This is a genomic window from Streptomyces sp. PTY087I2, from assembly GCF_001687325.1.
In the GTDB taxonomy this organism is placed as follows: domain Bacteria; phylum Actinomycetota; class Actinomycetes; order Streptomycetales; family Streptomycetaceae; genus Streptomyces.
Genome location: NZ_LZRD01000003.1, coordinates 208,519 through 221,833, shown reverse-complemented (window position 1 = coordinate 221,833; position 13,315 = coordinate 208,519). Strand labels below are relative to the sequence as shown.

The following is a 13,315-nucleotide window of genomic DNA, read 5'->3' as shown; positions in this document are numbered from 1 at the left end:
CGCGCTGTTCATGACACTGCGCGTGTACGCCCGTTACCTGCCTGGCCTGCCCGCGCCACCGGCCCCCGGCGGCTCACCCCCGCCGCACCCGCCCCGCGATCCGGCGGCCCAGGCGGCCCAGCGTGCTCGACCGGTTCCACGTGCGGAAGGCGTCGGCCCGGACGCTGCTGCCCGTGCGGCCCACCGTCGCCTCGACCTCCGCGACGGCCTCGGGGGACATGGCGCGGACCGCCGGGCGCAGGACCTCGTCCAGGAGGGCGGCGGCCACCGGGGGCCAGGTCCTGCCCGCGTGCGGGTGGGCCGTCCAGACGGTGAAGCAGTCCGCCGCGTAGGCGGGTTGGGTGCGCAGCCGGGTCCGTACGGTCTCGGTCCGGGCCGTGCGGTCGTACGCGGCGATCAGCTCGGCGTCGTCGCCGTGGACGAAGTCGTACAGCTCGGCGCCCGGGCGGTCCGGGGCCAGCAGCCGTTCGACCAGGGCCGCGTGGGCCCGCTCCCGGAGTGCCGGTTCGACCGGCTCGGCCTGGGCGCACAGGGTTCGGACGGTCTCCGCCCAGCCGGGTTCCGGTGCGCCCGTGCGCAGTTCGCGGACCAGGTCCAGTAGCAGGAGGCCCGCCCGCTCCCGGCCGCCGATCTCCCCGGGGAAGCCGCGCAGCAGGTCGTGGGCGAGGGCCGCCGCCTCGTCGGTGCTCGCGGGGGACGGGCCGGTGGTGGGCGGCTCGGCGGCGGACGCGCTCAGCGCCGCGTCGACCAGGCGGGCCCACGTACCCGCCGCGCGGTGCGAGTCCGACGTGGCCGCGTCCAGCAGGAGGCGGGCCTCCTCGACCGTCGGGGCCCGGTCCTCCCACACCAGGCCCACCGCCGTGCGCAGCACCAGCGGCTCGGCGAAGGGGGAGAGGCCGGCCGCCCGCAGCACCCGGTGCCACACCGCCGCCCGGTCACCGCCCAGCGTCGCCATCGCCCCCGGCACCTCGGCGCACATCCGCAGATGCGGCAACGCCTGCGTCCCCGTGAACGGCAGCGCCACCCGCTCCAGGAACCGGGCCACCGCCCCGGGGTCCCGCGGGGCGATCCGGTCCAGCGCGCCGAGCAACGCCGTCCGCACCTCGAACTGCTCGTCCAGCAACTCCAGCAGGGCCGGGGCGAAGTCCGGGGCGCCCGGCCCTTCCTCGGCCGCCGCCTCCGTCAGTAGGGCCGGGGCCAGGCAGTCCACAACCCCCGGCAGCGACTCCGTACCGTCCACGCCCAGCAGCCTTGCCACCCGCAGCAGTTGTACGGTTCGCGCGACCGACCGGGGCCCGGCCTTGTCGCCCAGCTCGGTCAGGATCTCCGGGGCCAGCCGCTCCGCGACCGCCGCACCCTCCGGCCCCACGAACGCGTCCCGGCGCGGCAGTTCCAGCGAGCCGTTGCCGCCCCGTACCGCCTCCGTCACCAGCATCGCCGCGAGCGGAGCGGTCACCGACGCGGGGCAGCGGCCCTCCAGGGCGCCGAACAGCCGCCCCACCGCGTCGAATTCGGGGCCCGTACGGTCGTCGATGCCGGGGGAGGTGAGGGCCTCGACCAGCTGGCCCGTACGTTTGGCGTCCAGGGCGTACGGGCGGTCCGCCGCCCAACCGGCCGCCGCCGCACGCTCGTCCGGCCCGAGCGCGATCCCCGCGCACAGGGCCGTCACCGTCAACGGGCCTGCGGCGAAAGGCTCCCCGGGCAGCTCACGGGCTTCTCGGAACAGCTCCGGCGACCGGCTCCGCCAGACCCGCGCCGCCGTCGTCGCCCACACGTCGTCCGTACCGCCACCCGACGCTGGCCGCTCCGCGCACACATGAACCCGCAGGCCCGCCGCCCGCGCCGCCTCCGCATCTTCGGGCAGCACCCCCACCACCCGCGCCGCCGAACTGCCCAGCCGCCGGGTGTACGTGGTGAACGTCAGCCGCTCCGCGCACTCCCTCGGCAGGGTCACGGACGCGAGCCCCAGCCACCTCGCCACGTCCGCGCACTGCCGCTCCACCAGCACCACCGGCCGCCCGCCGGGCTCCGTCGGCTCGCTCGCCCGGCGCAGATCCGCCAGTACGGCCGCGAGCCAGGGGCCGCGCGACACGGCGAAGTCGTCCAGGCCCTCGGAGACCGCCGTCGGGCCGGGCGGCAGCGTCAGCGGGTCCGGTATCGCGCCGCCGGGCGTCACCGCCACCCAGTGCGGCGACCGCCACGCCTCGACCGGCAGCCGGTCGCCCGGCAGCGGCACCCCCGGCGGCAGATGCACCGCGTGCGCGTGGAACCGGACCCCCGGTCCCGCGCCGCCACTCGTGTCCCGTACCGGAGCCGACCGGGACACCAGACGGCTACCGTCGGAGAGGACGGCGTACGTGAACGACTGCGGCAGCGAGCGCAGTTCGCCGTCCGACAGGCGGTCCGGAACGCCCTCGGGCAGCTCGTAGCGCACCAACGGCTCGATCTCCGCCAGCAGGGCCCCGGACACCCCGGGACCGACCGCCGTGAACCGGCCCGCCGTCTCCTCGTCCCCCGGCGCGGCGGAGGTGTAGTGCACCTGTGCAAGGCTCATCTGTCGGCCCTCTTCGTCCTGCCGCGCCCGGTCCCCGTGCCCACCCCGTACGGCTGGGTCGGGGGAGAAGTCCGCAGCCGCGGGGGCGACGTTATCAAGGACGGGGAGGTAATCCCCACGCTGCGTCAGGTGCTGGCCCGAGGGCGGCCGGACTATGTTGACCGCATGGACGACGTGAGGCTTTCGGCGGGTGTGATCGAGTACCGCGACACCGGTGGTGACGGGCCCGTCGTGGTCCTTCTGCACGGCGTGGCCATGAACGGTTCGCTGTGGGACGAGGTCGTGGCCGGGCTCGGCGACGGGGTGCGGTGCGTCGTGCCGACCCTGCCGCTCGGCGGGCACCGCAGGCCCATGGACGCCGGGGCCGATCTGTCCGTCCTCGGGGTCGCGCGGCTGGTCGCCGAGTTTCTGGAAGCCCTCCAACTGGAGGACGTGACACTCGTGATGAACGACTGGGGCGGGGCCCAGGCCCTGGTCGCGGACGGGCGGGCCGACCGGATCGGCCGACTCGTCATCACCTCCTGCGAGGCGTTCGACAACTATCCGCCCGGGCTGCCCGGCCGGAACCTCGCCGCCCTCGCCAGGCTGCCCGGAGGGATCAGGGCCGCCTTCTCCCTGCTCCGGCTGAAGCCCGCCCGGCGGCTCCCCATGACCTGGGGGTGGATGAGCAAACGGCCCGTCCCGCACGCCACGATGGACGAGTGGTTCCGGCCGCTGCTGACCTCTGCCGAGATCCGGCGCGATCTGCGCGCCTATGTCCTCGGCGTACCCGAGAAGGCCGAACTCCTGCGCTGGACGGAGGAATTGCGGACCTTCGACCGGCCCGCGCTGGTGGTCTGGGCGACCGAGGACCGGGTCATGCCGCTCGACCACGGGCGACGCCTCGCCGACATCCTGCCGAGGGGACGGCTGGTGGAGGTGGCCGACAGCTACACGCTGATTCCTCAGGACCGGCCGGACGCCCTCGTCGAGCACCTGCGCGCCTTTCTGGCGGAGACCGGCTGACCCGGCCGGAGCCGCCCGGTTCTCCTGATGTCGCGATGAGGCAACAGTCCCCGGACACCTCCACCCACGGCAGCCCGCCGAACCTATGATCGATACGGCGTCGTAGAGGAGAGCGGGGGAGCGCTGTGACCTGTCATGTGCCGTTAAGAGGGGGCCGGTTCGCGCTGCCCCTGGCCCTGACCCTCGTGACCGTGCTGCTCGCCGGTTGCTCGGAGGCGGCGGACGATCCGGGGAAGGCAGAGAATCGCGACGCTTCGGCGAGCGCGAGCGCGGGCTCCGGCGGCGGCACCGGTGCCGGGCCGTCGCCCGAGGACGCGTTCGTACCCGACCCCGCCCGGCTCCCGAAGACCCGCGCCGAGGCACGCGACTTCATCGACCGCGTCATCGCCGGCCCCGACAGCTTCGGCCCCGGGGTGGTGAAGCGGAGCCCGTACGAGAGCGACCCCGCGACCTGGCCCGTGCTCGGCGAGGACTGTGTCTGGCAGCAGCGGAAGCCCGCGCCCAGCGTCCTCGCCACCCTCACCCGGTCGTTCGAGGTGCCCGCGGAGGCCGGCAAGGGGCCGGTGCGCCTCGCCGCCGTCGTCACCGTGCACCGCACCCGCCAGGACGCCACCTGGGAGATGGCCGAGTCGATCGAGGAGAGCATGCGCTGCCCCACCCAGCAGCTGCGCGAGGGCGAGCAGATCGGCTCCATGTTCGCCGGTGCGCTCCTCGGCGGCGAGGCCACCCAGAACACCTCCGAGGACTCCCTCACCGAGCTGGGGGAGTACCGGAGCTCCGAGCTCGGCGGGCCGCACCACTACTTCTGGCAGCAGGCGCAGACCCTCCAGTTCACCGTGGCCGTGACCGGCAAGGGGGCGAAGGGGCGCACCGAGCGGGAGATCGACGAGCTCGTCGTCCAGGCGCAGGGCACCATGCTGGCCCGGCTGGAATCCACCGTCGAGAAGCAGAGCTGAGGCCGGACGATGGACGACCTGCGACCCACCGACCCCGCCCGGATCGGCGGCCACCGGCTCCTCGGCCGCCTGGGAGCCGGCGGCATGGGCGTCGTCTACCTCGGACGCACCGACGCCGGAGCGCTCGCCGCGATCAAGGTGATCCTGCCCGAGTACGCCGGGGACGAGGACTTCCGGGCCCGCTTCCGCCGCGAGGCCGAGGCCGCCCGCCGCGTCGACAGCCCCTGGGCCGTGTCCGTCACCGGCGCCGACACCGAGGCCGAACGGCCTTGGCTTGCGACCGAGTTCGTGCCCGGGCCGACGCTGTCCGACGTCGTTGCCCGGCGCGGACCGCTCCCCGTACGCAGCGTCACCGTCCTCGGCCGACTGCTCGCCCGCGCCCTGTCCGCCGTGCACGCCGCCGGGCTCGTCCACCGCGACGTCAAGCCGGGCAACGTGCTGCTGACCGCGAGCGGCCCCCGGCTGATCGACTTCGGGATCGCCCGCGCCGCTGACGCGACCGCGCTCACCGCTACTGGGCTGATCGTCGGCACCCCGGGCTTCCTCCCGCCGGAGCAGGTGTCGGGTGGTTCGGTGGGGGCGGCCGGGGGTGTCGGGGCGACCGGGTCCGCCGGGGCATCCGGGCCCGGCGGGGCTATTGGGGTGATCGGGGCAGCCGGGTCCACTGGGGCTGCCACTGCCGTCGGGTCCGCCGGGTCCGGCGAAGCAAGCGGGGCCGCTAGGCCCGCCCGGGCGGACAGGGCCGCCGGGCCCGCCGGGGCGACCAAGTCCTCCGGGTCCACCACGGCCGCTGAGTTCGCCGGATCCGCCGAGCCCGCCGGGTCCGCCGATCCCGCCGAGTCCACCACAGCCGCCGGGTCCGGCGAAGGGGCCGGGTCCGCCGAGTCCACTGGGCCCGCCACTGCCGCCGGGTCCACCGATCCCGGCGGGTCCACCACGGCCGCCGGGTCCGGCGAAGCGACCGGGGCCGCTGGGCCCACCCGGGCCGACGGGTCCACCGGGCCCGCCGGATCCACCGATCCCGCCGGGGCGACCGAGTCCGCCGGACCCACCACGGCCGCCGAGTCCATTGGATCCACCGGACCCACCACGGCCGCCGGGTCCACCACGGCCACCAGGCCAACCGGATCCGCCGGGGACGTCTTCTCGCTCGGCTGTCTCCTGGCGTACGCGGCCACCGGGCGGCCGCCCTTCGGCAGCGGTGCGGTCGACGCCATCCTCTACCGGACCGTGCACGACGCCCCCGACCTCGGCGGCATCGACGACCCCGCGCTGCGCGCGCTCCTGGAACGCTGCCTCGCCAAGGACCCCGACACGCGTCCGACCGCCGCCGATCTCGACACCCTGATCGCCGAGGACCTCCCCGCCGGAGGCACCGCCGACTGGCTGCCCGAGGACGTCGTCCGGATCATCGCGGACCGGGCCGCCGCGCTGCTGGCCCTGCCCGCCATCGACGCCACCGTCGCCGTCACCGAGGAGCCCGGGCCCCCGCAACCCGCCCCCGGCCGACGGCGGTTCCTGCTCCTCGCGGCCGGTGGTGCTCTCGCCCTCGGCGCCGGAGCCTTCGCCGCCGTACGGCTCACCGGTGACGGAGCAAGCGGGGGAGGAGACGACGGGGCGCCCGGCGGACGGCGCCTCATCATCGGCGTGCACGCCGATCTCACCGGGCCCCTGAGCGCCGCCGGACGCGCCCAGGAACGCGGCGTCCGGCTCGCCGTCGACCGCTTCAACTCCCTCGACGACCGGCCCTTCCGGCTCGCCGTGAAGGGCCTCGACGACCAGGGCGACCCCGCCCGCTCGGCCCGGGTCGCCGAGGAGTTCGCCCGCGACCCGGAGGTCGTCGCGGTCATCGGCCCCACGAGCGACGATACGGCGGGGGCGGCCCTGTCCGCGTACGACGAGGCCGTGATGCCGGTCCTGACGGTGTCGGCCCTCCTGATGTCCTTCCCGACCCGGGCCAACGGTTCCTTCTTCCAGGCCTCCCCCTCCTACGCCGAGCTCTCCTTCCCCGTCGTCCACCGCCTGCTGCTGCGCCCCGACGTCGAGCGGCTGGGCATCCTGATCGACCGGTCCGGCGGGCAGTCCGCCTACCAGGCGGGCTACGCCGTCAACCTGCTGACACCCAAACTCACCACCGGTACCACCCACCCCCGAGTGGTGCCCGCCGGGACCACCGTCTTCGACCCGGTCGTCACCGACCTCCTCTCGCACCGGAGCGACGCCCTCTTCTACGCCGGTGAAGCAGCCGGCGCCGCCAAGGTCGCCCGCATCCTGGCCGACGGCTCCTTCCCCGGGCCGTGCATGGCCCAGCACACCGCCATGGGGCCGGAGTTCCTGGAACAGGCGGGCGCGGCGGCCGACGGCTGGGAGTTCGTCGCCCCGTTCATCGACGCCACCGCCCCGGCCGCCGCGACGTTCGCCGCCGCCCACCGCAAACGCTTCGGCGCCGCGCCCGCCGCGTGGTCGGCCGAGGCGTACGACGTGGCGGGGCTCGTCGCCCGTGAACTGGCCACCCTCGCCGAGGCGGCGGCCAAGGGATCCACCGCCACCACCAAGGGCGCGACGGACGCGGCAAAGGGGGCGTCGGCAAGTGTGACGCCCTCCGGCGACGGCCGGCCCAGCCGGTCCGCGCTCACCGCCGCGATCGCTGCCTCCCGGTACGAGGGGATCTCGCGCACCTACGCGTTCGACAAGGAGCGTCAGCGACTCGTCGGCCAGGACGCCCACTTGTACCGTGTGAAGGACGGTCGCGTCCGCTACGTCGGCCCCGCCCCGAAGCCCAAGAGCTGACGTGCGGCCCCTCACCTCCGAGGACCCCCGCACCGTCGGCCCCTACCGCACCCTCGTCCGGCTCGGCGCGGGCGGCATGGGCGTGGTCTACCTGGCGCGCTCGGCGGGTGGGGCGCTCGCCGCCGTCAAGGTGATCCGGGCCGAGCACGCCGCCGACCCCGGCTTCCGGGCCCGCTTCCGTCGCGAGGCCGAGACCGCCGCCCGGATCACCGGTCCCTGGGTGGTCCCGGTGCTCGGCGCGGACACCGAGGCCCGCGAGCCGTGGCTGGCGACCGCGTTCGTCCCCGGGCCCTCGCTGGCCCAGGTGGTGGCGGCCGGAGGCCCGCTGCCCACGGACACCGTCCGGGCGCTCGGGAGCCGGCTCGCCGAGGCCCTTGCCGCGGTCCACGAGGCCGGGCTGATCCACCGCGACGTGAAACCCGGCAATGTGCTCCTCGCCCTCGACGGGCCCCGCCTCATCGACTTCGGGATCGCCCGGCACGAGGGCGCCACCGCGCTGACCGCCACCGGTGCGGTGATCGGGACGCCCGGCTACCTGGCCCCCGAGCAGGCGTCGGCCGGGCCGCTGGGGCCGCCGTGCGACGTGTTCTCGCTCGGCTGCGTCCTCGTGTACGCGGCGACCGGGCGGGGGCCGTTCGGCGAGGGCGGTGGGGCGGGCGCTCTGTTCCGTACGGTCCACGAGGACCCGGACCTGACGGGTATCCCGGCCGGCCTGGCCCCCCTGATCGCCACCTGCCTCGCGAAGGACCCGGCCATCCGGCCGACCGCGAGCCGGGTCCGCGACGCGCTGGCGGGGGGCGGGGAGGCGGCCCCGATCCGGGGTGCGTCGGGAGACCCGCGCGAGTCCCCGGACGCGCTCCGGCCGAGGCCACCGGACCCGCGCGAAGCCCTCCGCGCCGCCTCGGACCCGGACCTGGCCTCAGACCCGGGCGAGCCCCCTCGTAACGCCCCCGCCCCCGCCCTCACCCCCTGGCACGCCCCCGCCGGGCTCCCCGCGCTGATCGCCGAGCGGTCCGCCGCCGCCCTCGCGCTGCCTGACCCCGAACCCCTGCCCACCACGCTCACCCCGGCCGGCGACGAAACCGCCGGCGACGAAGCCGTCAGCCGGGAAGGCCGGGAAGGCCGGGAAGGCCGGGAAGGCGGCCCCACCCGCCGCCGGGTCCTGACCGCCGGGGCCGTCGGGGCCGTCCTCCTCGTCGGTGGAGGTGCCGCGGGCTGGAACGCCCTGCGTGGGCGCGGTAGCCGGGCGGGCGGGCCGTCGGGTGGGGCCGGGGAGCCGCCCACGTACACGATCGGGCTCCACGCCGACCTCGGCGGAAGCGGACGGGTCACCGGGCTCGCCCACCAGCGCGGTGCCCAGCTCGCCGTCGCCGACCACAACTCCCTTAAGGACAAGGCGTTCCGGCTCGCCCTGCGTACCGAGGACGACCGGGGCGACCCGGCGGCGGCCCTCCGGGTGGCCGAGCGGCTGGCGGCGGACCCCGCGGTCATTGCGGTCCTCGGGCCGACCGGTCCCGTCCTGCGCGAGGAACTCGTCCAGCGGTACGGCGCGGCGCGGCTGGCCAACGTCGTCGTCGCGGCGGGCTCCAGCACCGTCGAGTCCGGGACCGGGCTCCACCTCTGCGTCACCCGCCCCCTGGACGGCATGCTCACCCCCGGCCTGATCAGCCACCTGGCCCGTACCACCCCGGCCGGCCGCATCCTCCTCGTCGAGGACGCCGCCGATGCCGGGCTCGCGGGGGAGGTCGGGCGCGCGTTCCGCGAGTCCACCCCCACCGGTGCCACACTCCTCGAACACCCTCTCGTCCGGGGCGACGCGGGCTTCGGCGCGGTCGCCCGTAAGGCCGTGAGCAGCGGGGCGGACGCCGTGGTGCTCGGGGGCGGCGACGCGTCCCGGGCCGCCCGCCTCGCCACCGCGCTGGCAGGCGAGGGTTTCACCGGCACCCGGGTCGCCGCCGGACCCGCCCTCGGGCCCGCCTTCCTCGACGGGGCGGGCGAGGCGGGCGACGGCTGGGTCTTCGCCGAGGCCTACGCCGACCCCGCCGCCCTCCCCGCGGCCCGGGCCTTCACCGCCGCCCACCGCAAGCGCTTCGGCGCACCCCCGGCGACCTGGGCCGCCGAGGCGTACGACGCGGTCGGCCTCATCGCCCGCGCCGCCGGGACCACCAGTGCCGCGGGCGAGGTGCGCAGCGGTATCGGCGGGCGGATCGTGCGCACCGAGCACCGGGGGATCGTGCGGACCCTCGCCTTCACCGCCTCGACCCGCCAGGTGCGCATCCCGGACGGGATCTTCCTCTACCGGATCGAGAAGGGGAACCCCCGCTTCCTGGGGCCGTACGGGGAGGTCCGGGAGGCGTCCGGCGGCAGCGGTCGGTGAACCCCCGGCCAGGTGTGAAGATCTCCTGGGGCGGCGCTTAAGAAATCCTCGATGGACCGGGGACCCCGCCGTACGGCAGCCTTTTCGGTGACGGCCGGGGACGGCGCGTGGAGCTTTTCGAGATGCTCCGTCCCGCCCCGCCGAACCCCCACCATGGGGGGTGACACCCAAGACCACCCCGGGCCGCAGGGTTCCTCCGACATGCCCCGCGGCCCGGGGTATTCACTCGCGTACCGACGTCAGGGAGCCACAGCCGTGAAGGCACTCGTCAAGCAGAAGGCCGAGCCCGGACTGTGGCTGATGGACGTGCCGGAGCCGGAGTACGGCCCCACCGACGTCCTGATCAAGGTCCTGCGCACCGGTATCTGCGGCACCGACCTGCACATCCGCGCCTATGACGGCTGGGCCCAGCAGGCGGTCACCACCCCGCTGATCCTCGGCCACGAGTTCGTCGGCGAGGTCGCCGCGATCGGCTCCGACGTCGCCGACATCGCCACCGGCGACCTGGTCAGCGGCGAGGGCCACCTCGTCTGCGGCAAGTGCCGCAACTGTCTCGCCGGCCGCCGCCACCTCTGCCGCTCCACCGTCGGCCTCGGTGTCGGCCGCGACGGAGCCTTCGCCGAGTACGTGGTCCTGCCCGCCTCCAACGTGTGGGTGCACCGGGTCCCCGTCGACCTCGACATCGCGGCGATCTTCGACCCGTTCGGCAACGCCGTGCACACCGCGCTCTCCTTCCCGCTGGTCGGCGAGGACGTCCTGATCACCGGCGCGGGTCCGATCGGCATCATGGCCGCCGCCGTCGCCAAGCACGCAGGCGCCCGCAACGTCGTCATCACCGACGTCAGCGAGGCCCGCCTCGCCCTCGCCCGCAAGGTCGGCGTCAGCCTCGCCCTGAACGTCGCGGACCGCACCATCGCGGACGGACAGCGCGAACTCGGCCTGCGCGAGGGCTTCGACATCGGCCTGGAGATGTCCGGCCGCCCCGAGGCGATGCGCGACATGGTCGCGAACATGACGCACGGCGGCCGGATCGCCATGCTCGGCCTGCCCGCCGAGGAGTTCGCCGTCGACTGGGCCCGCATCGTCACCTCGATGATCACCATCAAGGGCATCTACGGCCGCGAGATGTTCGAGACCTGGTACGCCATGTCCGTCCTGCTGGAGGGCGGCCTCGACCTCAGCCCTGTGATCACCGGCCGGTACGGCTTCCGCGACTTCGAGGCCGCCTTCGACGACGCGGCGAGCGGCCTCGGCGGCAAGGTCATCCTCGACTGGACCGTCTGACCGCCCGACCGTCTGATCCTCGAACTTCTCCTCGCACTCCTTAAGGAATCCGCATGTTCGACTCCGTACGCGACGATCTGCGCACCACCCTCGACGAGATCCGCGCCGCCGGGCTGCACAAGCCCGAGCGGGTGATCGGCACCCCGCAGTCCGCGACCGTCGAGGTCACCTCCGGCGGCCGCCCGGGCGAGGTCCTCAACTTCTGCGCCAACAACTACCTCGGTCTCGCCGACCACCCCGAGGTCATCGCCGCCGCCCACGAGGCGCTGGACCGCTGGGGCTACGGGATGGCCTCGGTCCGCTTCATCTGCGGCACCCAGGAGGTCCACAAGGAGCTGGAGCAGCGGCTCTCGGCCTTCCTCGGTCAGGAGGACACGATCCTCTACTCCTCCTGCTTCGACGCCAACGGCGGAGTCTTCGAGACGCTGCTCGGCCCCGAGGACGCGGTCATCTCCGACGCCCTCAACCACGCCTCCATCATCGACGGCATCCGGCTCTCCAAGGCCAAGCGCCACCGTTACGCCAACCGCGACATGGCCGAGCTGGAGACGCAGCTCAAGGAGGCCTCCGGGGCCCGCCGCCGGCTCATCGTCACCGACGGCGTCTTCTCCATGGACGGTTACGTCGCCCCGCTCCAGGAGATCTGCGACCTGGCCGACCGCTACGACGCCATGGTCATGGTCGACGACTCGCACGCCGTCGGCTTCGTCGGCCCCGGCGGCCGCGGCACGCCCGAGCTGCACGGCGTCATGGACCGGGTCGACATCATCACCGGCACCCTCGGCAAGGCGCTCGGCGGGGCCTCCGGAGGTTACGTCGCGGCCCGCGCGGAGATCGTCGCCCTGCTGCGCCAGCGCTCGCGCCCGTACCTCTTCTCCAACACCCTCGCCCCGGTCATCGCCGCCGCCTCCCTCAAGGTCATCGACCTGCTGGAGTCCGCCGGTGACCTGCGCGAGCAGCTCGCCGCCAACACCGAGCTGTTCCGCACCCGGATGACCGCCGAGGGCTTCGACATCCTGCCCGGCGACCATGCCATCGCCCCTGTCATGATCGGCGACGCGGGCAAGGCGGGCCGGATGGCGGAACTGCTCCTGGAGCGCGGTGTGTACGTGATCGGCTTCTCGTACCCCGTCGTCCCGCAGGGCGCGGCCCGCATCCGCGTCCAGCTCTCGGCCGCGCACTCCACCGCCGATGTGAACCGCGCCGTGGACGCGTTCGTCGACGCCCGGGCCGCGCTGGAGGCGGAGGCGGTCTGACCCGCCCGACCCGGTCGGTGGTTCCGCCGCCACCTGGGACAATGGGCACATGATCGATGCGCGGCGGCTGCGAATCCTCCGTGCGGTGGCCGACCACCGCACGGTGACCGCGGCCGCCGCCGCGTTGTACCTGACCCCGTCTGCGGTCTCCCAGCAGCTGGCCGCCCTGGAGCAGGAGACCGGCCACCGCCTCGTCGAACGCGGCGCGCGCGGGGCCCGGCTCACCGCCGCCGGGGAGATCCTGCTCGGCCACACCAACCTGGTCCTCGCCCAGCTGGAGCGGGCCGAGGCGGAGCTGGCCGACTACAGCGCGGGCGTCGCCGGTACGGTCACGGTCGCCGCGTTCGCCACCGGCATCGGCCTCGTGCTCGCCCCCGCCCTCACCGAGCTGGCCCGCACCGCGCCCGGCATCCGGGTCAAGGTCCAGGACGCGGAGGGCGACGCGAGCGTCCCGATGGTGCTGGACCGGCAGGTGGATGTGGCGGTGGCCGTCGAGTACCGGGGCGCGCCCGCCGAGGACGACCGCCGCCTGACCCGCGTCCCGCTGTACTCGGAGCCGTTCGACGCGGTGCTCCCGGTGGGCCACCGCCTCGCCGACCAGGCCCAGGTGGCGGTCGCCGACCTGGCGAAGGACCCGTGGATCGGTCCGTACCCCGGCAACCCCTGCCACGATGTGGTGGTCCTGGCCTGCGAGTACGCCGGTTTCGCCCCGCGCCTCGACCACTCGTCGGACGACTTCCACGCGGTGGTCGCGCTGGCTGGAGCGGATGCCGGGGTGGCGCTGGTGCCCCGCTCCGCGCTGCGCGGGATGGAGCTGACGGGGGTCGTCGTCCGCCCGGTCGAGGGCAGCGCCCCCACCCGCCGGGTCTTCGCGGCGGTACGCCAGGGAGCCGAAGGCCATCCGCTGATCCGGCCGGTGCTGGACGCGATGGAGGCGGTGGCCGTGCGGGAGGCGGGGCTGACGGCCGGGTTGTGACCCTGGGGCCGTGGGGCCGTGGGGCCGCAGGGTCCCGCGCCCTGGCACCCCGGCGCTCTGGGGCCCCGCGCCCTGGCGCCCCGGCGCTCTGGGGCTCCCGCGCCCCGGCGCTCCCGC

The 13,315-nt window shown here is 75.0% G+C and carries 8 protein-coding genes; 7 read left to right on the top strand and 1 reads right to left on the bottom strand.

Features of this window, described 5'->3' with window-relative positions; all coding sequences use genetic code 11:
• Positions 1-73: 73 nt before the first annotated feature.
• The gene (locus tag A3Q37_RS04440; protein WP_079137652.1) at positions 74-2,554 is read right to left on the bottom strand and encodes a GTPase-associated protein 1-related protein; all 2,481 of its coding nucleotides are present in this window, start codon (positions 2,552-2,554) and stop codon (positions 74-76) included.
• Between the two features lie 165 nt (positions 2,555-2,719).
• Here A3Q37_RS04440 and A3Q37_RS04435 point away from each other — a divergent pair, with 165 nt between their 5' ends.
• From A3Q37_RS04435 to A3Q37_RS04405, 7 genes are all read left to right on the top strand, one after another.
• A complete protein-coding gene (locus tag A3Q37_RS04435) occupies positions 2,720-3,559 on the top strand; it encodes an alpha/beta fold hydrolase (RefSeq protein ID WP_065477989.1) in 840 nt (279 codons plus the stop codon).
• A 125-nt stretch (positions 3,560-3,684) separates the two neighbouring features.
• Entirely contained in the window at positions 3,685-4,515 is an 831-nt protein-coding gene (locus A3Q37_RS04430) for a hypothetical protein (protein WP_255311732.1), read from the top strand.
• 9 nt (positions 4,516-4,524) lie between these two features.
• A complete protein-coding gene (locus A3Q37_RS37620; protein ID WP_255311731.1) occupies positions 4,525-7,305 on the top strand; it encodes a bifunctional serine/threonine-protein kinase/ABC transporter substrate-binding protein in 2,781 nt (926 codons plus the stop codon).
• A 1-nt stretch (position 7,306) separates the two neighbouring features.
• Positions 7,307-9,682, top strand: a complete 2,376-nt coding sequence (locus tag A3Q37_RS04420) for a bifunctional serine/threonine-protein kinase/ABC transporter substrate-binding protein (RefSeq protein ID WP_065477706.1) — start codon at positions 7,307-7,309, stop codon at positions 9,680-9,682.
• A 255-nt stretch (positions 9,683-9,937) separates the two neighbouring features.
• Positions 9,938-10,966 (top strand): L-threonine 3-dehydrogenase, encoded by a 1,029-nt coding sequence (gene tdh / locus A3Q37_RS04415; RefSeq protein WP_065477704.1) that lies wholly within the window; start codon positions 9,938-9,940, stop codon positions 10,964-10,966.
• Positions 10,967-11,019: 53 nt separating this feature from the next.
• Entirely contained in the window at positions 11,020-12,222 is a 1,203-nt protein-coding gene (locus tag A3Q37_RS04410) for a glycine C-acetyltransferase (protein ID WP_065477701.1), read from the top strand.
• 49 nt (positions 12,223-12,271) lie between these two features.
• A complete protein-coding gene (locus A3Q37_RS04405) occupies positions 12,272-13,198 on the top strand; it encodes a LysR family transcriptional regulator (protein ID WP_065477699.1) in 927 nt (308 codons plus the stop codon).
• Positions 13,199-13,315: the final 117 nt, after the last annotated feature.